Raw genomic sequence first — 22,052 nt, forward strand, 5'->3', positions numbered from 1 at the left:
CGTATTACCAGAAGGGTCGCGTGACGCGTCACGGGTTGTGGCGGGGCGCGCTCATCGTCGACCATGGGATTCTTTCGACGCTTGGGGAAAACGATTGGACCGCAAAGCCCGTGAAGCGCGTACGGCCATGGCCGCTGCCTCGGACTACGGCACGTGGCGCGAAGCCGCGGAAATGCTGGACAGCCTGGAAGATGGCGACGAGTGGAAGGCGCGCGACACCAGCAGCCTGTTCGACTGGCGATTGATCCGGTCGCGCCTGCGGCAGATTCGCAGCCTGCGCGCGGCTGGCTCGATGCACGCGCTGGCGCACCACCTCAGACAGGGCCTGCACTGGAACCTCGGTAACATCGGCAACCCGCATCTTTACGGACGCGCCTGCGTCGGCACCAAGCAGTTGATCGCCGATTACGTCACCGAAGTGTGCGCGGCGCTGGAAGAAATCTGCGACTGCATCGAAAGCACCGAATTTCCGCTGGGAGAGAAGCTGCGCTTCTTCCGCGAGACCGCGCAATCGTATGGCCGCTCGGCGCTGATGTTGTCGGGCGGCGCCACCCTGGGGCTGTTCCACGTCGGAGTGGTCAAGGCGCTGTACCGCGAAAACCTCATGCCGGTGGTGATGTCCGGTTCCAGCGCAGGCAGTGTGGTGGCCGCCACGGTGGGCACGCGGCCCCTCGAAGAAGTCGAACAACTGCTCGACCCCGAGGCGGCTTACTACAACTTCTGGCGCGTGCTCAAGCCGCTGCAGATGTGGCGTCGCGGCGCCATCATGGACCAGAGCCAGCTGCGGCGTGCGATCGCCAAGAACGTTCGCGACCTCAGCTTTGACGAGGCGTACCGGACCTCCGGCCGTATCGTGAACATCACGGTGTCGCCAGCGGGACAGAACCAGCCGCCGCGACTCCTCAACCACATCACCTTTCCCTACCTGTACCTGCGCGAAGCCGTACTCGCCAGTTGCGCGGTGCCGGTGATCTTTCCGCCGGTGATGCTGATGACGCGTAACGAGGCTGGCGAGCGGGAGCCGTGGATGCCGCTGCTGCGCTGGAACGATGGCTCGCTCAAGTCCGATCTGCCGATGCTGCGGCTGCGTCGCCTGCACAACGTCAATCACTTCATCGTCAGTCAGACCAACCCGCATGTGATCCCGTTCGTATCGCGCAGCGAGCCGGGTACCCGCGGCCTGTTCCACGGAGCCAGGACCTACGCCGGCGCCACCTTGCGCTCACAGGCCAGCGGACTGCTCAAGCTGGCGCGCGCAGCGGTGCCGATTCGGCGTCTGGGACATTCGATCGACGCTGCAACCAGCATCCTGGATCAGGACTACCGCGGCAACATCAACATCTTTCCGGAGAACAGCTTGTGGCGTTTCGCCAACGTCACGCGCAACCCGAATCTGGCCGACGTACAACGCTTCATGCTGGAGGGTGAGCGCGCCGCCTGGCCGCGCATCGAGATGATCCGCACGCAGACCGCGATTGCCCAGACCCTGGATCGCTGCGTCGAGCGGCTGGAGGGGCGCAAGCTCGCCACGCAGGCGCCGTTGGGCACGCGGCGCTTCGGCCTGCGACTGGTGCGGCGCGGTCAGGACGCGGCGTGAACGCCGAAACGCTGTGCCTGCTCGCCGCCGGCATTTTCTTCCTGAGCGGCCTGCTGACCGGAGCGTGGAAGTACGCACACATTCACGCCTCGGCCGAGGCACAGGCGCCGGCGTACGTGGACATCGCCCACCGCGCCAGCCTGCTGTACGCCTTCGCAGCCATCCTGATCCGCGAATTCGTACCGTATTCGCCGCTGGGTGCGACCGGCACCTTATGGGCGGTGGGCGTGCCGCTGCTGTTCTTCGCCTCGGCCATCGTCATGTACGTGATCCATGGCCTGCTGCGCGATACCGACAACCAGTTACGCAAGCCCCATGTCCTGGGTCGGCGCCACATGCCCGGCTGGATGATTGCTGGCTACATGGTGGCGTTGACCGTGGGCGAAATTGGCGGATTCGCCGTGCTGTTCTACGGCTTTGTCGTCGCTACGTTCTGAACTTTTAGGCAGGCCTACAGGGCGGCGATCTTCGCCGACTGCTCTTGCAAGGCCGCCAGATCGCGCTGCTGTTTTTCGGCCAGTTCCCGCGCCTGCTGCTGCACCGCCGCCGGGGCTTTGCCGAAATTGGGATTGGAGATGCGCGTCGTCACCTTCTCCACGTCGCTGCGCAGCTTTTCGATCTGGCGCGCCAAACGCGCCAGCTCCGCGTCCTTGTCGATCAGCCCGGCCATGGGTACGAGCAGGCGCATGTTGCCGAGCAGCGCGCTCGCCGACTGCGGTGCCACCTCGTCCGCGCCAAGCACGCGCAGCGATTCCACGCGCGCCAGGAACTCGATGCTGCCGCGCAAGCGCTCGATGCGTTCCAGATCGGTTGCAGAGGCGTTCTGCACCAGCACCGGCAGCGCCTTCGCGGGCGATATATCCATCTCGCCGCGGATCTGGCGCAGGCCCAGGATGAAGCCCTTGAGCCACTCGATCTCGGCCTCGGCGGTCTCATCGACCTTCTCGGCTTGCGCCACCGGGTAGCGCTGCAGCATCAGGGTTGCGCCCTCAACGCCGGCGAGCGGCGCAACTCTTTGCCAGACCTCCTCAGTGATGAAGGGCATCAGCGGATGCAACAGGCGCAGCCAGGTTTCCAGCACGCGCACCAGTGTGCGGCGCGTGCCGCGCTGCTGCTCCGGCGCGCCGTTCTGCAACGCGGGCTTGGACAGTTCCAGATACCAGTCGCAGTACTCGTTCCAGATGAATTGGTAGAGCGCGGTGCTGAGCAGGTCGAAGCGGTAGGTCCGGAAGTGATCGGTGCACTCGGTCTCCAGCTTCTGGAGGCGCGAGACGATCCAGCGGTCGGCGACGGAGAGTTCGAACGGCAGTTCCCCCTCTCCCGCAAGCGGGAGAGGGGGAACTGCACCCCCGTTCTCCGCGAGCCCCTCGCCCGACGCTGTGGCACCACCTTCCACCGCTTGCGGGAGAGGGGAAACATTCATCAGCACGTAGCGCGCCGCATTCCAGATCTTGTTGCAGAAATTGCGATAGCCCGCCGCGCGCGCGGCGTCGAAGCGGATGTCGCGGCCCTGCGTGGCGAGTGCGGCAAAGGTGAAGCGCAGCGCATCGGTGCCCACGGCCTCGATGCCCTTGGGATAATCCTTGCGCGTCTTGGCCTCGATCTTCGGTGCCATTTCCGGCTTCATGAGGCCAGTGGTGCGCACTTTCACCAGATCTTCGAGCGTGATGCCGTCGATCACGTCCAGGGGATCGAGGACATTGCCCTTGGACTTGGACATCTTGTTGCCTTCCGGGTCACGCACCAGGCCGGTGATGTAGACCTCGCGGAACGGCACGTCGCCCATGAAGTACTGGCCCATCATCACCATGCGGGCGACCCAGAAGAAGATGATGTCGAAGCCGGTGACGAGCACGCTGGTCGGGTAGTACTTCTTCAGCGCCGCGTTGTCGCTGGGCCAGTTCAGGGTGGCGAAGGGCCAGATGTCGGAAGAGAACCAGGTGTCGAACACATCCTCGTCCTGCTTGAGCGCAACGCTGTCGTTCAGGCCGTGCTTCGTACGCACCTCGGCCTCGCTGCGGCCGACATAGACCTTGCCCTCCGCGTCGTACCAGGCCGGGATGCGATGGCCCCACCAGAGCTGGCGCGAGATGCACCAGTCCTGAATGTTGTCCAGCCACTGGCGATAGGTATTGATCCAGTTGTCCGGCACGAACTTGATGCGGCCGTCGGCGAACACGTCGAGCGCGGGTTGGGTGACCTTCGTCCAGCCGCCATCCGGGGTCTTGCGCGTGAGATCGACGAACCACTGGTCGGTGAGATAAGGCTCCAGCACCGCGCCGCTGCGATCGCCGCGCGGCACCTTCAGCTTGTGGTCTTCGATCTTGTCGACGAGGCCCAGGGCTTCGAGGTCGGCGACGATCTGCTTGCGGGCGACGTAGCGGTCCAGACCGCGGTACGACACCGGAATCGCCTCGTAGTCGAGTTCGCCAATCCACGCAGATGCTGTTTGTATTCCAGGCGCCTGCTCTCCGCGTCGCTTCGCTTCTTCAAGCAGGCCATCGTGAAATGGTGACGAGATGATGTGCGCCGTCTTGGTCAGGACATTGAAAACGGGCAGCCCATGCCGCTGCCCGACCTGATAGTCGTTGAAATCATGCGCCGGCGTGATCTTCACCACACCCGTGCCGAACTCGCGATCCACGTAGTCGTCGGCTATGACCGGAATCTCGCGATCCGCCAACGGCAGACGCACGGTCTTGCCGATGAGATGCCTGTAGCGCTCGTCCTCGGGATGCACGGCCACCGCGGTATCGCCGAGCATGGTTTCCGGTCGCGTGGTCGCAACCACGAGGTGCCCCGAGTCGTCGGCGAGCGGATAGCGGAAATGCCAGAGCTTGCCGTTCTCCTCTTCCTGCGCGACTTCCAGGTCCGAGATCGCGGTCTGCAAAACCGGGTCCCAGTTGACGAGGCGCTTGCCGCGGTAGATCAACCCGGCCTCGTGCAGCTTCACGAAATGCTCGACCACAGACTTGGAATACCCCTCGTCCATGGTGAAGCGGTTGCGGCTCCAGTCCACCGAGCTGCCGAGTCGCTTGATCTGCTGCTCGATGATGCCGCCGGAATGCGCCTTCCACTCCCAGACTTTCTCGACGAACTTCTCGCGGCCGAGGTCGTGGCGGTTGACGCCCTCGAGCTTGAGATTGCGCTCCACCACCATCTGCGTCGCGATGCCCGCGTGGTCGGTGCCTGGCTGCCAGAGCGTGTCCTTGCCGCTCATGCGCGCGTGGCGGATCAGCGCGTCCATGATGGTGTGCTGGAACGCGTGGCCCATGTGCAGGGTGCCGGTCACGTTCGGCGGCGGAATCATGATGCTGTAGGGCTCACCGGACCCGGACGGCGCATAGCAGCCCTGTTCTTCCCAGTACGCACGCCAGCGGGCTTCGATAGGGCCAGGTTCGAAAGTCTTGTCCATACGGGATCGTTGGTGGCGGCGCGCCGCAAAAGACCGTCATTGTAACGACTGGCCGCCTGGAACCTCGCCTGCCGATGGCCGCCTGGACGCTCGGCGGACCGGCATGCACCCAGGCATTTACTTATACCGATTCACGCAACAGGCACGGTTTCGATTGAGGGAATGGAAATAAGGTCCATAGACTGGCGTATCGCGGATTTCCGCTGCCAGTCGACGGCCAGAGCCGTCATTCGTGCCATGACCATGGAAAAAGCCTCCACCTTCGCCGGCCTCAGCGAAGCCCAGATCGAGACGCTGAACGCCGCCTATGCGCCGCTCAACTTCGAGCAGCGCCTGGCGCGCCTGTACCAGGACTTCGATCCGGGCAAGGTCATGGTGACGTCCTCCTTCGCGGCCACCTCGGCGTACTTCCTGCACATCATCTCGCGGGTGCGACCCGAGCAGGTCGTGCACTTCATCGACACCGGCTACCACTTTCCGGAGACGATCACCTACCGCCAGTACCTGATCGATCTGTTTCAGCTCAAGGTGGAGGACATCCGCGCGGAGGACTGGAAACACCAGTTCACCCGCGATGAGCAGACCTATCTGAAGGACCCGGATTTCTGCTGCTCGGTGAACAAGGTCGAACCCTTGGAGGCGATCAAGCCCAACTTCCATGTTTGGGTGTCCAGCCTGATGCACTGGCAGACCGACCATCGCGCCGACCTGCCTATCTTCGAAATCCGCCGCGGCATGATCAAGTTCAACCCCATGATCGACGTCACTCGCGAGGAGCGCGACGAGTACATCCGCGAACATCATCTGCCGTTCCACCCGCTGGTGAATCGCGGCTATTCGTCGATCGGCTGCACCCACTGCACCGTGCCCGGTGAAGGCCGCAGCGGGCGCTGGGTGGGCAAACCGAAGACCGAGTGCGGGCTGCATCTGTAGGGCGGGCCGTGCACGCCAGCCGGTCAATGTGTCCGGCGCGGGCGGCGGCCATGGGCCGCCCTACGGCGCCGTCGGCAGCAGGTCCTTCAGCGCCTTCCAGCCGCCGTCCACGCTGGTGACCTGCGTGTAGCCCATCTGCTGAATGGCCTGGGCGGCGAGGGCGGAGCGGTAGCCACCCCCGCAGTAGAGGTACAGGCGCTGATCCTTGTCCGGATGACGCGCTTCGATATCGCGCTCGATCACGCCCTTGCCGATGTGCTCGGCACCCACGAGATGCCCCGCGGCAAATTCCGACTCTTCGCGCACGTCGATCAGCGCAGCGCCCGGCCGTGCGCGCAGTTCGTCCGCCAGCGATGCGGCGGAAATTTCTCTTACCTGCCGTCTCGCCTGATCGACCAGCGCAACGAAGCCAGGCGCGTGAACAGTCTGGGTCGGCATTGAATCTCCTGACATCCGGATCGGTCCGAGTGGCGCTGGATTTTAACGGTGCCTGCTGCGCAAGATGCGGCGCTGAGCGGGAAGACCCTAACGAGGAGACAAGTCCGGCATGATCAACGGACAAGGCAGGTGGCTGGCACTGCTGGGACTGGGACTGGGACTGGGACTGATGGTCCCGGTGTCGGCGCAGGACGACGTAAGAAAGGCGATTGACGCCACCGAGCAGGCCACGCGCGCGGCCGCGGCCTCGCAGGCCCGTGTCGACAAGCTCGACGACCAGACCAAGTCGATGCTGGAACGCTATCGCTCGGCGAGCTGGCAGGCACAGCAGCTGACGGTGTACGCCGATCAGCTCGAGGAACTGGTGGGCGCCCAGGAGGCCGAGAAAGCCTCGCTGAATCGCCAGATCGAGGAAATGGAGCGTACCGAGCGCGAGCTGCTGCCCTTGATGCTGCGCATGGTCGAAGGGCTGGAGAAATTCATCGAACTGGATCTGCCGTTCCTGGCCACCGAGCGCAATGAGCGCCTGGCCTCGCTGCAGAAGCTGATGGCGGACCCCGAGGCGAACAATGCAGAAAAGTTCGGCCGCATCCTCGAAGCCTGGCAGATCGAGGCCGAGTACGGGCGCACACTCGGCGCCGAGCGCGGCGAAGTCGAGGGTCGCAGCGTGGAGATTCTGCGTGTGGGCCGCACTGGTCTCTACTATTTGAGTGTGGACGGCAAGCAGGCCGGCCTGTGGAATACCGCCAGCGGCCAATGGCAGAGCCTGCCGACTTCCCGGATCAGTGAAGTGCGCCACGGCCTGCGCATGGCGCGCGACACCGCGGCGCCCGACCTGCTGCGCCTGCCGGTTGCGGTGTCGGGGCCGGGACCATGAGCTGGACAGCCAAAAGAATCACGCAACGGCGCAAAGAGAAAAAGACGCAGAGCACGCGAAGGAAACGAACATGAAAGCGTTCTCTCTCTTTGCATCTCTGCGCCTGTCTCTGCCATCGCAGCTCCACTCGCTGCTCTATGGCCTGATTCTTGCCGCTTTCGCAACACCACCCGCCCATGCCCAGACCGGCATGGACGAACTGTTGCAGCAGATCCAGCAAGGCTCGCAGGCGGCGGCCAAGCTCAACGCCGAGCGCGAGCAGCGGTTCCTGCGCAACAAGAACGAACAGGCTGCGCTGTTGGCCAAGGCGGAGGCGGATTTTGCGGCGGCCAACGCGCGGGCCGATCAGGCCAAGGCGCGCTTTGCCGTGGGGCAGGGCGAGATTGCGGAGTTGAAGCGGCGTCTGACCGAACGCGTGGGCGATACCGGCCAGATGTATGCCGCCATTGCGCAGGCGGCGGGGGAGTTTCGCAGCCAGATCGCCGGGTCCCTGGTGACCGCGCAGTTCCCCGACCGCATCGCGTTTCTGGACCGGCTTGCGCAGGGCGGCGAAATTCCGGGTGTCGATGACCTGGAGCAGTTGTGGTTTCTCTACGCACAGGAAGCTGCGGAGAGCGGCAAGGTCGCGCGCTTTGAAGCCCAGGTCATCGACGGCGTGGGCGCCAAATCCGCCGTGGAGGTGACGCGCGCGGGCGCGTTCGCCGCCTTTGACGAAGACGGCTATCTGAGCTTCGACGCCGCCAGCGGCCAGCTATCGGTGTTGCCGCGACAACCCAGGGATGCGCTGAAGCTGGCGCGCGCTTTCGGTGCCGACGAGCGCGAAGCGACCTCGACCTTGTTGCTGGACCCGTCGCGCGGCGAGTTGCTGCGCCTGATGGCGGAGCGGCCGACCGTGCTGGATCGCGTGCATCAGGGCGGCCTGGTGGGCTACGTCATCATCGCCATCGGCGTGGTCGGTGCGATCCTGGCGACCTACCAGCTTCTGTACCTCACCGGCGTCGGCGTCAAGGTCAGGCGGCAGTTGGGTCAGGTCACCGAGCCGCGGACTGACAACCCCCTCGGTCGTGTGCTGGCCAGCCTCAGCAACGACACCACGCAGGACCCGGAAGTGCTGGAGACGCGACTGTCGGAGGCGGTGCTGCGCGAAACGCCGCGGCTGGAACGTTTCCAGTCGCTGCTGCGGATGATCGTGGCTGCAGGCCCGCTGCTGGGCCTGCTGGGGACGGTGGTGGGCATGATCATCACCTTTCAGGTCATCACCGAAGTCGGCTCGGGCGATCCCAAGCTGATGGCGGGCGGTATCTCGCAGGCGATGGTGGCGACGGTGCTGGGCCTGATCATCGCCATCCCGCTGCTGTTCGTGAACAGTTTCCTGATGAGCCGCTCGCGCATGCTCACCCAGATTCTCGACGAGCAGGCGGCGGGCCTATTGGCGCAGCGGCTGGAAGCGCAGGGCGGTCGCGATGCTTGAGCTGATCACCCAGCAATTCCTGCTGCAGTACGACACTCTCGGCGCGTTTCTGGATTCCGGCGGCTGGGTCACCCGCTGGATCCTTGCCGCCTGTGCGGTGCTGATCACGGTGGCGCTGGAGCGCAGCTGGTATCTGTGGCGTATCTACCCTCGCGTGCGTGCGGCAGCCCTGGCGCAGTGGAACGCGCGCAGCGAGCACCATTCCTGGGCCGCGCAGCGCATCCGCCTGGCGCTGATCTCGCAGTTGCGTCTGGGGCTGGAGGCGGGTCTGCCGGTGATCAAGGTGATGGTGCCGATGGCGCCGCTGCTGGGCCTGTTGGGCACGGTGATGGGCATGCTGCAGGTGTTCGACGCGCTGGCGTTTTCGCGCGGCGGCGACACCCGCGCGATGGCCGATGGCATCTCCCACGCCATGATCGCCACCATGACCGGGCTGGTGGTCAGCGTGCTGGGCCTGTTCTTCAGCCATCTGCTGGGCTCGCGCGTACGGGCCGAGGCCGAGCGGCTCAACGATCTGATCGCGCCGGGATGAGCCGATGAAATTCCGCCGCCACAATCCGCCGCCCGAAGACACCGGCATCGACCTGGCGCCGATGCTGGACTTCGTGATGAACCTGCTGATCTTCTTCATCATCGCGGCGGCGTTCGTGCAGGAGAGCGGCATCCGGGTGAACAAGCCGGCCGCCAGCACTGCACAGCAGGAGGACAAGACCAGCATCTTCGTCGCCATTTCGGCCGACAACGAGATCTGGATCAATCGCGAGCGCGTCGACATCCGACGCCTGCGCACCGAGATCGAACGCATGCGCCGCGACAAGCCGCAGGCCATCGTAGTGGTGCAGGCCGACCAGGACGCCCGCGCCGGCTTGATGGTCGAAGTCATGGATCAGGCGCGTCTGGCTGGAGTGCCGGACGTGTCGATCGCGGCGACGCCGCGATGAACCAGCGTTTGCCACGGATGCACGCCGATGAACACGGTTCGAAGCCGAAGCGCGTTGTGGATCGTTGTATTCACGTTCATCCGTGCGATGCGTGGCAAAGATTGTGTCAGCGCCGATGAATGAGATTCGCACCGTGGAGCGATCCGGCCGCTGGATCGTTCTGCCTTCGATCGGCCTGCTGCTCACCGCGCTGCTGTTCCTGCTGCTGGGCTGGATCATCCGCGGGCCGGAGCACGAGGGCCTGGGCCCAGCACGCACCCTGGACGCCATTGACCTGGTGCGTGCGCCGCCGCCTTCGCAGCCGCCGGCCGATCCGCTGCAAACCCTGGAGAACTCTCCGCCGCCGCCGCCCGCGGCGCCGCCCGCCTTGGGGCGTCCGGATCTGCCGGCGTTGGACATACCGAGCCTGTCGGTCGACACGGTGGAGGTCAGCAACATTGCAGTACCTGTAGCCCTGGGCGTGCGCGGACTGAGCCTGGGCAAGTCGGGCTCCTTCGGCGGCTTCGGCGCGGGGGTGGGCGGCAGCGGCAGCGGGGCCGGTACCGGCGGCACGGGAACCGGCGGCGGCTGGAAAGGCAAGCCGCTGGTGCCGCTTTCCACCGCGCGCCCGCAGATGCCGGACTGGGCCTGCGCGCAGAAGCTGGACGGTTGGGTCGAGGCGATCTTCACCGTCATGCCCAACGGACGCGTGCAGGACGTGAAGATCGTGGATGCCGATCCGCGTGGCGTGTTCGAGGCCGCCGCGGTGGAGAGCATCGCCAACTGGATCTACGAACCCACCGGCAAGGCTGCCGAGGTCAAGCAGCGCGTGCCGATGAAGCATGAAGATTGTGCGTACAACTGGCGTTGAGCGGGCACTCGACCCATGAAGAACGTGCTGTTGCTCGTACTCATCACCGCCATTGGCTGGGGTGCCTACGACCATTTTCAGGACCGTTCGGAAGACGGCAATGATGCTGAGGATACTTACTTAGAGGCGGCGTTCGAGGATCAGCCCGTTTATACGGAATCAACGAACGAACAGTATGCCTGTGATGGTCGTACGCACTGCTCTCACATGCGTTCATGTGAGGAAGCGACTTACTTCATCCACAACTGCCCGGGCACGCAGATGGACGGCGACAACGACGGCGTGCCCTGCGAGTCGCAATGGTGCAGGTGAGCACCCGTAGCTTCGGGTGGGCATCGCAGCGCGTGCCCACCGCGCTCCGGCTCGCGCGTAGGCACGCGGCTTACGCAGCGATGCCTGGCCTGCTGTTCGCCTTCGCGGTACAGGCCCAGCAGTACCGCAGCGAAGTGCGCGAAGTTGCGCCGCCGGCCGAACAGCAAAAGGCGGTCGACCCGGCGACGCTGCTCAAGTCCACCACCGATCCCTACGCGCGGGCATTGTTGTTGCGGGACCTGGCTTCGTCTGCCGTGGAGAGGAAGGATTACAAAGAAGCACAGCGGCTGCTGCAGGAAGCATTGAAGCTGGGCGCGCTGTCCGGGCCGGCTGCGCAGATCATGAAGCAGGATCTGGCCGCACTGGCGCTGGCCACCGGCGATCTCAAGGACCAGGTGCCGCAGCTCGAAGCACTGGTCAAGGCTGGCAACGCCACGGCCGAAGTGATGGTGGCGCTGGGCGCCGCTTACCTTGAGAACCGGCGTTACAAGGAGGCCGTCCCGCTGTTGCAGAAAGGGATCGCCGCCGTCGAAAAACCGGACCCGAGCTGGAGGCAGGCGCTGGTGGCTGCCCACATCGGCGCTGGCCAGTTCTCCGCAGCCGCCAAGCTCCTGGAGCTGTCGCTGCGCGAAGACCCGGCGCAGAAAGACGCCTGGCTGCAGTTGTCGGCGCTTTACCTCAAAGCCAACCAGCGACCGCGCGCGCAGGCGACGATGGAGATCGCCAGTCGTCTCGGTTACCTGGACACCGCACAGGACCGGCTGCGTCTGGTGGCACTGACCGGCCAGATCGGGGCGCCGTTCGAGGCAGCGTCGGTCCTGCAGGGCTGGATGCAGAATGGGCAGGTCCCGCGCAACGTCGAGAACCGCAAGCTGCTCGCGGCCCTATGGGTGCGCGCGCGCGAAACCGCGCTGGCGCTGCAGGTGTTCAACGAACTGGTCCGGGTACAGCCCAGCCGCGCGCTGTACGAGCAGATGGCGCAGTTGTACCTGGAACGCGAGGATTACGGGCGCGCCGCCCAGGCCCTGGCCCAGGCGCTGCAGATGGGCGAGCAGAGCGGCCCGCTGCTGATGAGCTTGGGACTGGCGCGTTACCAGCTCGCCGACGTCGATGGCGCGCTGGGGGCGTTTCGCCAAGCCTCGCGGTTCGCGCCGCAGTCGGAACTGGCCGGCGACTGGATCGCCTACCTGGAGTCGGGCCGCGCACGCGAGCAGGCGCTGGCCGCTGCGGCGCAGGCCGTGCGTCAGCGCGCCGACGAGGTGGTTCTCAGCCAGCGGCTGCTGGGCGACAGCGTCGACTTCAGCGGGCCGGCGCAAGCGGCGGACTCGGCGGTGAGCGCTGGCGCCGAAGTGGCGAGTGCGCGCAGCGCCAGCGCCGAACTCACGCCGATCGGTGCCGAACGCGACGGCAACGCCGACGCCAGCATCCCGCCCTGGACCGGTGGGCTGACGCGCTCGCAATGGCCGGCCGCGTTCAAGCCTGGCGGGCAGCTGGTCGACCCCTATCCCAATGATCGTCCCCTGTTCACCATCAGTCCCGCCAACGCCGCCGAGCACCGGGCGCGCTTGTCGGTGGGCCACCGCGAACTGCTGGCCAAGTACCCCAGCTACCGCATGCCGGTGTACACCACGCGCCGCGGCGCGGCGTATCCGCAAGCGATCTACGACGCCACCCAGGCCAACGATGGTCGCGCCAAGCTGCTGGGATCCGATGCGCTGGAGGGTGCCAAGCTGGGGTTTCCGTTTCCGCGGCCGCAATCGGGTGTGGAGATCATGTGGAATCACCGCGTGCGCTACCGCGGCGATTCGGCCGATGCCCAGAGCCAGCAGGTGGTGATCGGCGCCGATGGCAGGGAGAGTCTGCGCGTACGTCTCAACGAGCGGGTGCTGTATCGCTACGGCAACATCGCCGACCCGGTGGACATCTCCAACCGCAACATCCTGCTGTACTACCTGCTGCGCTTTACCGGCGTCGGCCTCAACAATCTGGTGGCGCTGGCGCACGAGACCGCCAATTCGGAGAAGGATGCGCGCGCGATTTGGGTGATGCCGCCCGGCACCGGCCGCATGTTCCGCATTCCTCCGGTGGGCTACGACCAGCCCTTTCCGGCCACCGAGGGCATGTACTTCGTCGACATGATCGACATGTACAACGGCGCCTTCGACCGCTACGTCTGGAAGCTGGTGGGCAAGCGCGAACTGTATCTGCCGTACAACGGCTACCGGTTGTCCGATGGCAGCCGCAAATATTCGGATCTGCTCACGCCCAAGCACCTGAATCCGGACGGGACGCGTTACGAGCTGCACCGCGTGTGGGTGATCGAAGCCAACGAACGCGGCGGCAAGAAACACAGCTTCGGCCTGCGCGTGTTCTATGTGGATGAGGACACCTGGAACGTGGTGCTGGCGGAAAATTACGATCGCAAGGGCAAGCTCTGGCGCTTCCAGGAAGGCCACCTGTTGCCGCTGTACGACTCGCAGTCCGCCAATGCGCTGCCGGTGGTGACCTACGACCTGCAGGACGGCCGCTATTTCGCCAGCCGCCTGATTGCCGAAGAGCCGCCCGCACAATTCAACATCGAGATCGGCGAGGGCGAGTTCCTGCCCGCCGCGGTGCGCGCACGCTACGGGCGTTGAGCGGACCGGCGCCTCAGCTCGCCTTGGGCGTCACCAGCGTCAAGGTCGGCACCGACTTGTGGTCGGTCCATTCGCGCACGCAGTCGCGCTGGTCGTGCTTGGCACGGTACAAGGCGACATCGGCCTGACCGACCATGGTTTCCATGGTCACCGAATCCAGCGGCGTCGCGGTGGCTACGCCAACGCTGATCGACACCCGGGCTTGGCCCGGCAGGTCCAGATTGCGGATCGCCTCGCGCAGATCCTCGGCGCGCGACAATGCACTGGCGCGGTTGGCGTCGTAGAGAAACACCGCGAATTCCTCGCCGCCGAGCCGGCCGGCCATGTCCAGCGGACGGCGCGCGTGATCGGCCACCTGTTGGGCCACCTGGCGCAGACATTCGTCGCCGGCCAGATGGCCGTAGAGATCGTTGAAGCGCTTGAAGAGGTCGATATCGACGCCGAGAACCGCCACGTAGCGGCCCTCGCGACGGGCGTGGCGGATCAGTCGATCGCCACGCGAGTAGAACGCGCGGTGATTGAACAGATGGGTCAGGGGATCGCGTTCCGACATCTGCCGCAGCAGTTGTTCGGTGAGCCATGAGCGTCGCTGCGAGCGTTCCTGCACATAGCATCCGATACTGCCCAGCACGGCGGTGGCGGTGATGAAGAAGGTGTAGTTGAACACCTGGCCGGGCGGTTGCCCGAGCGCCATCATCAGCAGCGGCGCAAACGTCGCCGTGATCAGTGCCAACCAATTGGCCTGCGACCACAGCAAACCCAGCAGGAAGAAGTCGTACAGCAACTGGATGATGAGGAATTCGTACCAGCCTTCGCCGTTGCGGCTGGCGCTGATGGCGCTGACCAGCAGCATGCCGGCGGTATGAAACAAAGCGCCCACGCGCGCGATCGCCAGGGTGTAACGCCAGGGTTCGTGCAGGAAGGTGGCAACGAACAGAGCAGTGTTGCCGGGAATGGCAAACGCCAGCAGCGTCCCCCAGATCACCGGATCCATGTAATAGCGGTCGGTGACGGCGTCACGCCAGAAGTACAGCGCATACAGCAGCGCGCCGATGAGCATGGCCAGGCGTTGCAGAATCAGCACCGATTCGGCCCGATGGCGCAGGAATGGCGCTTCCAGTTCGGGCTCGAATGCCAGTGCCAGTCGCGGCCAGTAGCCCCACCGGCCACGGTCGAGCTGATCCAGCGCACCTTGCAGGCGTGCCGGATCGAACGACTGATCGGTGAGCGTTTCGCTACGCATGTCTCCCTGGCCCATTGATGTTCCGAGCTTCTTTGGCGCCGCGGTCTGCCCTCGCTGTGGGGACCGATTGAACTGTAGCGACTTGCCGAGCGCGTGCACCTCACTCGAATATGTGATGCATGCCACTGATCGAGCGAGACATTGTTCGATTATTCGGCGCGCGGACAGACCTCACCCAGCTGTTCTGGGGCACGCAGGCACCAAAATCCGGCCATTGCGTGAGAACCGCGTCACGTTTTTCGGATACTTGCGCGGAACAGCAACAGCCGTCAGTGCCCGCTGGCGTCCCTTGCCGCCTCCGAGTGCATTGCTGGCGCGGGTACGCCGGGCTGGCCTTTGCGTCTTCAGGCCGAGCGCAGCGCCTCGGCTACGGGTAGTCGTGCCGCGCGCACCGCGGGAAAAAGGCCACCGATCAAGCCGATCAGGCAGGCGATGGCGATGCCCTCGGCCAGCAGACCTGGAGTTACCCGGAAAGCAAACGCCACCTGACTGAAGGTCTGGAAATTGAGCGTAGAGACGGTGTAGCCGTTGAACAGCACGTAGGCCACTGCGGCGCCCAGAGCAGCACCGACGAACGCCAGGAACACCGCCTCGATCAGCACGGACATCACCACCGGGGTGGCGTGGAAGCCGATCGCGCGCAAGGTGGCGATCTCCACGCTGCGCGTGGACACCGCGGCATACATGGTGTTGAGCGCGCCGAACACGGCGCCGATGCCCATGATCGTCGCCACCGAGTAACCCAGGATGGTGATGAATTTCTGCAGCGCCACCGCACGCGAAGCGTAGTAGTCGGGCTCGCGCTGCACGCTCACTTTGAGGCGCGGGTCCGCCGCGATCCGATCCTTGAACGCCTGCAGGGTCGCCTCCGAGGCATCCTGCAGCTGCACGGTTACGGTGGCGTAGAACGGCGTCCGCAGCGCCTGGTGCAGGCTGGTCACGTCGACCCACAACTCGGATTCGTGGACGTCACCGCCCGACTCGAACACGCCGACGATGGGCCAGGCGCCATCCCGGACCTCGACCCGCTGGCCGATCTGCATGTCCGCGTACTGGTCCAGCGCGCCACGCCCCACCACCACCTCGCGCTTGCCGCGCTCGAACATGCGACCGGCGACGATGCGGGCTTCCGGGCGCACGCGGAACACGTCCGGGCTGGTGCCGCGCACCACCACGTTGGCACCGGTTTGCGCACCGCGCTTGCGAACGTCCGACAGAATGTAGCGCTCGGCGATGGCGATGGGCTCGCCGGCGATGTCGCGACGGATGCCGGGCAGGTCGCGCACGATATTCCACACCTCGATGTTGAGGATGCTGGCCAGCTCGTCGTTGGACCCCGCACGCATCACCAGGGCACGGTCGGCGCGACCGGTGGAGGCCAGCGTGGTCTTGAAACCTTCGGCCATCGCCAGCAGCGCGATCAGCACGCCGACCACGCCGCCGATCCCCACCACGATCACCAGGGAGCTGCCCAGGCGCGAGGGAATGGCGCGCAGATTGAGCAGGGTGATGGCGAGCGTCTGCGCGAGCATCAGTGGCCTCCCAGTGCCTGCACGATATCCAGGCGCATGGCTCGCAAAGCCGGTGGCATACCGACCAGGACCGCCAGCAGCGCCGACAGCCCCAGCGCCTGGGTCAGCACCTGCGGGTCCAGGCTCATACCGGAAAAGCCGCCCGGCAGGTGCGGGACCATCGCCGGGATCAACACCGCAGCCATTGCCACGCCCAGCGCCGCCGACACGCCGCACAGCACGCCGGCTTCGGCCAGCACCAGCCCCAGCACCTGACCGTCGGAAAAGCCGATGGTCTTGAGCACTGCCAGTTCGGGAATGCGCTCGCGCACGCTCTGCATCATGGTGTTGCCGGTAAGCATCAGCAGCGTGAACAGCACCGCCCCCATGATGGCGGTGATGATGAAACCGATGTCGCCGAGTTGCTTGACGAAGGCCTGGTTGAACGCCTTTTCGGTCTGACTCTTGGTGGGGAAGGGCGAGTTGGCGAACAGCGCATCGATGCGCTGCGCCACCGTCGCGGCGTTGGCTCCGCGCTGCACCTCGGCCAGATACCAACCCACCGTGCCCTTGCCGAACAGGCGCGCCTCGTCGAAATAGGTGTAGGGGAGCAGCATCATCTCGAACTGGCCGCGCTCGGCCACCGTGCGCGTATCGAAAATGCCGATCAGCTCGAATTCCCAGGCATCGCTGCGGTCTGCCCGCGCCCAGATCGTGGCCTGAATGGGAATGCGGTCGCCGACCTTCCAGCCGAAGCGGTCGGCCAGGGTCTTGGCCGCGATGGCTCCCGAACGGTTCAGTCGCACCGCCTCGCGCTGCTCCGGCGGCAGCAGAATTTCCGGATACAGGTCGAGATAGACCTCGATGTCGGTGGCGAACTGCGGAAAGAAGTTGCGCTCGTTCTGGTAGACGCCGCCGAACCACGACGCGTGCGCCACCTTGGAGATCCCCTCGACGTTGAGGATCTGCTGAAAGTGTCCGTACGGCAGCACCTGGGTCAGCGAATACTTTCCGGTGGTGACCAGACGCTCGTTGCCCGACAACGCCACACCGGCGTTGAGTGCCTGGTTGAACGCGATCAGCAACCCGAACAGCAGGAACGACACCGCGATCGACAGGCCGGTGAAGATCGTGCGCGGCTTGCGCCGCCACAGCGCGGCCCAGAGCAGGGGCAGATATTTCATCTCGTTGGCGAGGCGTGAGGCGCGAGGCGTGGGGCGGTCTGGTTGTTCTCCGCGGAGAGCGGGTGCACGCCAGCAAGGCGCTGCTGCCTTGATCGACTCAGCCGAATCACGCTTGTCGCCTCACGCCTCACGCCTCCCCCCTCACGAGCTGTCCCTTGTCCAGGTGCAGCTGATGGCTGGCGTACTCCGCGGCTTTGGGATCGTGCGTGACCATCACGATGGTCTTGCCGTGCTCGCGGTTCAGTTCCTGCAGCAGGCCCAGGATCTCGTCGGCGGTCTTGCGGTCCAGGTCGCCGGTGGGTTCGTCGCACACCAGCAGGGCGGGGTCCGCCACCAGGGCGCGGGCGATGGCCACCCGCTGTGCCTGGCCGCCGGACAGTTCCGCGGGTTTGTGCCGCGCGCGGTCGGACAGCCCGACAATCGCCAGCGCCGCCGCCACGTGACGGGCACGTTGCGCGGCGTTGAGGCGGGTCAGCAGCAGGGGCAGTTCCACGTTGCGCGCGGCGCTGAGCACCGGCAGCAGGTTGTAGAACTGAAACACGAAGCCGACGTGGCGGGCACGCCAGGCGGCCAGTCCGCCGGAACTGAGCGCTTCCAGCGCTTGCCCGGCGACGATCACGCTGCCGCTGCTGACGCGATCCAGCCCGCCGATCAGGTTCAGCAGGGTGGTTTTACCGGAGCCGGAGGGGCCCATCAGCGCCAGAAAATCGCCGGCCTGGATGTCCATGCTCAGCGCGTGCAGCACGTCGACCTGCTGGGCGCCGCGGCGATAGTGCTTGGACACTTGCCGCAATTCGATCAGCGGCGCGCTCATGCGCGGCCCGTCATTCGACCACCACCCGCCGGCCGTCACGCAGCGCATCCAGGCCGCTGGCCGCAAGCACTTCGTCGCCCTCCAGGCCGGCGAGGATCTCGACATCGGTACCGCGTGCTTCACCCCGTTCCACCGTGCGTCGCATCGCGCGACCCTCAGCGATGATATACACCACGTCCTCGTCGCCTTCGCGCGCGATCGCGGCGGCGGCGACCAGCACCCGCGCGGCCTCGTCGCTGGCGGGCTGTGCTTGTTGCGGCGCCAGAAAACTCACCCGGGCGCCCATCTCCGGCAGCACACGCGCATCGTCGACCTGCAGGCCGATGCGGACCTTGACCGTGGCCTTGCTGCGATCGGCGGTGGGGATCACCGCAATCACCTGCGAGGGGATCTTCCAGTCCGGGTAGGCGTTAAGCACGGTCTGGGCGGTCTGGCCGGCCTGCACGCGCTTGATGAAGTTTTCGTTGACGTCGACCTCCACCTCCAGCGAGTCCATGTCCACCAGGGTGCCGATGCCGGTGCGGGTGCCGTCGCCGCCAGCCGACAGCGGCGAGATCATCTCGCCGGGCTGCGCATTCTTCACGGTGACGACGCCGGCAAACGGTGCGCGCACGACCGTGTCGTCGAGCTGTTGGGCCTGCACCGCCACGCTGCGGTCGGCCACCGTCGCGTTCTGGCGCATGCTGCGCAGACGAGCGCGCAGCGCGTCGACATTGGCCTGGGCGGTATCCAGCGCCGACTCGCTGAGCAGTTGCCTGGTGGCCAGTTCGCGCGTCCGGCGCAGGTTGCGCTCGGCTTCGGCCAATTGCACCTCCACTTCGCCGAGCTGCGCACGCGCCGCGTCGGCTTGCGCACGCGCCAGATCGAGCTGGGTACGAATGTTGGAATCGTCGATGCGCGCCAGCACGGCGCCTTCTTCGACCCGCGACCCTTCTTCGATCAGCAGCTCCACCACCTTGCCGGTGATCTTGGACGACACGGTGGCCTGGCGTCGCGCCACCACATAGCCCGAAGCATCCAGCACCGAGCTGCCGGCTGTCGGCGCGCCCCCTTCGCTGCGGGCGGTGACAGTACTGATCTCGACCGCCGCGCCGGGACCCAGCCGGTAGACCATCCATCCCAGCAACGCGACGACGACCGCCAGCGTCACCCAGCGCCACGGCCGTCGCGGCTCGCGCTCGGGCGTGGCATCGCGGTCGATCCTGAGGCTGCGCAACAGCGCCGATTTATCTTCCATCAGAGGGTTCGTAACGACTCCGCCGGAGCCGACGGCGGCAAGCTTGGCAGTTTCCGGCGCCGGTTCAAGCGGCCGTAGCGCCGGCAGATCGAACACCGGCCGATCATGCGATCAGGGCGGCAGGTTGAACACGCGCTGTTCGGTGCGCAGCAGCTCCAGGTTGTACCGGGCGATGAAGTTGATTTCGGGATCGGCGACGTCCAGGCCGTCCTCCAACTCGCCGTCGCAGGTCAGCGCCAGGGTGTAGGGGCCTTCGGCCAGCACGCCCAGTCGATACGCCGGTACGGCGTTGAAAGGATCGTTGCGCACGGCTGCCGTGGCTACCGGCTCGACCCCGGCGCCGTCTCGCTCGTCGGGCTCCACATCCAGGCCTTCGAACAGGTACACCGCGGCGCCGAGCGCGCAACTGGCATCGTTGAGCAGACCACCGCCGACTACGCCGCGAACCTCTGCGCCATCGCCCGCCGGCACCGCACGCAGCACCGGCGCCAGCCGGTAGCGGTCGTCGGTCCGCTGCGACAGCGACAAGCGCAGGTCCAATGCCAGGTCGATCGCCACGCTGCTGTCCTCGTCGACCGAGAACGCCACATCGGCAAACGGCGTACTGGCCGCCAGATCGATGGGGAAAAGGCCGCCGTCCAGCCGCTGCAGCTCGGCACCGTCGGCATCGACCAGCAGCTGCACGCTGCGATAACTGCCCTCGGCCAGTTCGGCATTGGCGATCAGCAGATAGGGGTTGTCCAGATCGAACAGCAGCAGGTCCACGTCCACCGGATCGTCCAGGCGCAGGCTGCGGCTCTGGCCATCGCTGGTCTGCACGGCAAGTCCTTCCAGCGGCAGGGTGACGCGTTGCAGGTTGTCGATGGGGTCGGCCGACAGCCTGGCGTCGAACGAGGATTCGCAGGCGGCAAGACACAGCGCCGTCACCGTCAGGACGGCGGGCAACAGCGGCGAACGGAGATTCATGCGGTACGGGCCGGTTATGATCACTGGGTCGCCTGAGGGTAACAGGCCGCCATCCACGTATTCATGGACTCCAGCTGTCGTCGATGCATCGCCTGTTCTCCGTTCCACCGGCGCCGGGCCGAGCCTGAACCCCGGTTCGCGCCGCATCGTAATGCGCCGCGCTGCGCGGCCGGACAGGGGATGAGGCCGCCGTGGAAACCCTGATCCTGCTGAGCCTGATCCTGCTCAACGGGGTGTTCGCCATGTCGGAGATCGCCGTGGTGACGGCGCGCAAGGCAAGGCTCGAAGCCAGAGTGGCGCAGGGCGATCGCGCTGCGCGGGTGGCGCTCAAGCTGGCGGAGAACCCGACCGGGTTCTTGTCCACGGTTCAGATCGGCATCACCTCCATCGGCATCCTCAACGGCATTGTCGGCGAGGCGGTGCTGGCGAAGCCCCTGGCGCAGGCGCTGCTCGCCGCTGGCACGCCGGCCGAACTCGCGCACATCGGTGCAACGACGCTGGTGGTGGCCGTGGTCACCTACGTTTCGATCGTGGTAGGAGAGCTGGTGCCCAAGCGCTGGGCGCAGATACACGCCGAGAGCATCGCCTGCCTGGTGGCCAGACCCATGCGCTGGCTGGCCGCAATCACCCGTCCTTTCGTGTGGCTGTTGTCGGTGTCCACCCGGGTGCTGATGCACCTGCTCAGGATCCGCGAAAGCGACCAGCCCGGCGTGACCGAGGCCGAGATCCATGCCGTGCTCAGCGAAGGCTCCCACTCCGGTGCCATCGAGCGTCACGAACACCAGATGGTGCGCAACGTGCTGCGTCTGGACCAGCGCCGCCTGGGCTCGATCATGACGCCGCGCTCGGACATCGTGTATCTGGACACCACCCTGTCGGCGCCCGCCAATCTCAAGCGCATGCTGGCATCGGAGCACTCGCGTTTTCCGGTGTGTCGCGGCGGCCTGGACCGCCTGATCGGCGTCGTCGACGCCAAGCAGGTGCTTGGCACCGTGGCGGCGGGCAAATCGCTGGCGTTCGATGCCACGCTGGATAACTGCGCGTTCATGCTGGAAACACTCACCGTGCTGGAGCTGCTGGAGCAGTTCCGCACCCATCATCTGCAGTCGGTGTTTGTGGTGGACGAGTACGGCGAGATCGAAGGTCTGGTCACACCGGACGATCTGCTGCAGGCGATGACCGGCGATCTGCATCCACGCAACCTTGAAGACGTGGGCGCGGTGCGTCAACAGGACGGCGCCTGGCTGCTCAACGGCGCCATCGCCTTGCCCGAGCTGATGGACCGGTTGCAATTACGCTCGTTACCGGAAGCCGATGGCGGCCGCTTCAACACCCTCAGTGGCATGATCATGGCGCTGCTCGATCATGTCCCCACGGTTGGCGACAGCGTCGAGCTCGAAGGCTGGCGCCTGGAGATCGCGACCATGGACGGCCGCCGCATCGTCCGCGTGCTGGCGACCCAACTCACCCCCCAGCCACCGCCGGAAGAAGACGGCGACAACGACGGTTGAGTGCGGCGGGGCGGCGTCCCCGAGCCAGCCGGTTCGGACGCCAAAGCCGGCCAGCGCGATGCGAGGGGCTGCGGCCGTCGAGCGCCCACCATGCGGCTTTCCGCGGCCCGCGGCCC

At 65.8% G+C, this 22,052-nt stretch carries 19 protein-coding genes; 11 read left to right on the forward strand and 8 right to left on the reverse strand.

Annotation, left to right across the window (positions count from 1 at the left end):
- Positions 1-37: 37 nt before the first annotated feature.
- Complete coding sequence (locus ACOOHP_RS09620) at positions 38-1,597, forward strand: DUF3336 domain-containing protein (protein WP_420466224.1); 1,560 nt, start codon at positions 38-40, stop codon at positions 1,595-1,597.
- Complete coding sequence (locus tag ACOOHP_RS09625; protein ID WP_420466225.1) at positions 1,594-2,034, forward strand: hypothetical protein; 441 nt, start codon at positions 1,594-1,596, stop codon at positions 2,032-2,034. The genes ACOOHP_RS09620 and ACOOHP_RS09625 overlap by 4 nt, the downstream gene beginning before the upstream one ends.
- 14 nt (positions 2,035-2,048) lie before the next feature.
- Here the strand turns inward: ACOOHP_RS09625 and ACOOHP_RS09630 are convergent, their stop codons facing one another.
- The gene (locus ACOOHP_RS09630; RefSeq protein WP_420466226.1) at positions 2,049-5,012 is read right to left on the reverse strand and encodes a valine--tRNA ligase; all 2,964 of its coding nucleotides are present in this window, start codon (positions 5,010-5,012) and stop codon (positions 2,049-2,051) included.
- A 243-nt stretch (positions 5,013-5,255) separates the two neighbouring features.
- On the opposite strand from ACOOHP_RS09630, the gene ACOOHP_RS09635 reads away from it, so the two are divergent.
- On the forward strand, positions 5,256-5,945 hold the full coding sequence (locus ACOOHP_RS09635; protein ID WP_420466227.1) for a phosphoadenylyl-sulfate reductase: 690 nt from the start codon (positions 5,256-5,258) through the stop codon (positions 5,943-5,945).
- 60 nt (positions 5,946-6,005) lie between these two features.
- Here ACOOHP_RS09635 and ACOOHP_RS09640 read toward each other — a convergent pair whose 3' ends face one another.
- Positions 6,006-6,383, reverse strand: a complete 378-nt coding sequence (locus ACOOHP_RS09640; protein WP_420466228.1) for a rhodanese-like domain-containing protein — start codon at positions 6,381-6,383, stop codon at positions 6,006-6,008.
- A gap of 109 nt (positions 6,384-6,492) precedes the next feature.
- On the opposite strand from ACOOHP_RS09640, the gene ACOOHP_RS09645 reads away from it, so the two are divergent.
- The 7 genes from ACOOHP_RS09645 (at position 6,493) to ACOOHP_RS09675 (ending at position 13,470) form a co-directional block, all read left to right on the forward strand.
- Complete coding sequence (locus ACOOHP_RS09645) at positions 6,493-7,260, forward strand: DUF3450 domain-containing protein (RefSeq protein ID WP_420466229.1); 768 nt, start codon at positions 6,493-6,495, stop codon at positions 7,258-7,260.
- Positions 7,261-7,330: 70 nt separating this feature from the next.
- Positions 7,331-8,731: a MotA/TolQ/ExbB proton channel family protein gene (locus ACOOHP_RS09650; RefSeq protein ID WP_420466230.1), complete on the forward strand. Its 1,401-nt coding sequence runs from the start codon at positions 7,331-7,333 to the stop codon at positions 8,729-8,731.
- Positions 8,724-9,263, forward strand: coding sequence for a MotA/TolQ/ExbB proton channel family protein (locus ACOOHP_RS09655; protein WP_420466231.1), 540 nt, complete (start codon positions 8,724-8,726; stop codon positions 9,261-9,263). The genes ACOOHP_RS09650 and ACOOHP_RS09655 overlap by 8 nt, the downstream gene beginning before the upstream one ends.
- 4 nt (positions 9,264-9,267) lie before the next feature.
- Positions 9,268-9,672, forward strand: coding sequence for an ExbD/TolR family protein (locus ACOOHP_RS09660; protein ID WP_420466232.1), 405 nt, complete (start codon positions 9,268-9,270; stop codon positions 9,670-9,672).
- Between the two features lie 115 nt (positions 9,673-9,787).
- Positions 9,788-10,522: an energy transducer TonB gene (locus tag ACOOHP_RS09665; RefSeq protein WP_420466233.1), complete on the forward strand. Its 735-nt coding sequence runs from the start codon at positions 9,788-9,790 to the stop codon at positions 10,520-10,522.
- Positions 10,523-10,537: 15 nt separating this feature from the next.
- Positions 10,538-10,834, forward strand: coding sequence for an excalibur calcium-binding domain-containing protein (locus tag ACOOHP_RS09670; protein ID WP_420466234.1), 297 nt, complete (start codon positions 10,538-10,540; stop codon positions 10,832-10,834).
- Between the two features lie 80 nt (positions 10,835-10,914).
- Complete coding sequence (locus ACOOHP_RS09675; RefSeq protein WP_420466235.1) at positions 10,915-13,470, forward strand: DUF1329 domain-containing protein; 2,556 nt, start codon at positions 10,915-10,917, stop codon at positions 13,468-13,470.
- Between the two features lie 13 nt (positions 13,471-13,483).
- Here the strand turns inward: ACOOHP_RS09675 and ACOOHP_RS09680 are convergent, their stop codons facing one another.
- From ACOOHP_RS09680 to ACOOHP_RS09705, 6 genes are all read right to left on the reverse strand, one after another.
- Positions 13,484-14,713: a diguanylate cyclase gene (locus tag ACOOHP_RS09680; RefSeq protein ID WP_420466236.1), complete on the reverse strand. Its 1,230-nt coding sequence runs from the start codon at positions 14,711-14,713 to the stop codon at positions 13,484-13,486.
- Between the two features lie 344 nt (positions 14,714-15,057).
- Positions 15,058-16,245, reverse strand: coding sequence for an ABC transporter permease (locus ACOOHP_RS09685; RefSeq protein WP_420466237.1), 1,188 nt, complete (start codon positions 16,243-16,245; stop codon positions 15,058-15,060).
- The gene (locus ACOOHP_RS09690) at positions 16,245-17,408 is read right to left on the reverse strand and encodes an ABC transporter permease (protein ID WP_420466238.1); all 1,164 of its coding nucleotides are present in this window, start codon (positions 17,406-17,408) and stop codon (positions 16,245-16,247) included. Before ACOOHP_RS09690 ends, ACOOHP_RS09685 begins: the two co-directional genes overlap by 1 nt.
- 127 nt (positions 17,409-17,535) lie before the next feature.
- Positions 17,536-18,222, reverse strand: a complete 687-nt coding sequence (locus ACOOHP_RS09695; protein ID WP_420466239.1) for an ABC transporter ATP-binding protein — start codon at positions 18,220-18,222, stop codon at positions 17,536-17,538.
- Between the two features lie 10 nt (positions 18,223-18,232).
- Positions 18,233-19,459 carry an efflux RND transporter periplasmic adaptor subunit gene (locus ACOOHP_RS09700; protein ID WP_420466240.1) on the reverse strand — a complete coding sequence of 409 codons (1,227 nt, stop codon included), beginning with the start codon at positions 19,457-19,459 and terminating at the stop codon, positions 18,233-18,235.
- A 111-nt stretch (positions 19,460-19,570) separates the two neighbouring features.
- Positions 19,571-20,425 (reverse strand): DUF4382 domain-containing protein, encoded by an 855-nt coding sequence (locus ACOOHP_RS09705; protein WP_420466241.1) that lies wholly within the window; start codon positions 20,423-20,425, stop codon positions 19,571-19,573.
- A 191-nt stretch (positions 20,426-20,616) separates the two neighbouring features.
- Here ACOOHP_RS09705 and ACOOHP_RS09710 point away from each other — a divergent pair, with 191 nt between their 5' ends.
- Positions 20,617-21,936, forward strand: a complete 1,320-nt coding sequence (locus ACOOHP_RS09710; RefSeq protein ID WP_420466242.1) for a hemolysin family protein — start codon at positions 20,617-20,619, stop codon at positions 21,934-21,936.
- The last annotated feature ends 116 nt before the right edge of the window (positions 21,937-22,052 follow it).

Origin of the sequence: Panacagrimonas sp. (assembly GCF_965216805.1) — a bacterium.
Classification (GTDB): Bacteria; Pseudomonadota; Gammaproteobacteria; order Nevskiales; family Nevskiaceae; genus Panacagrimonas.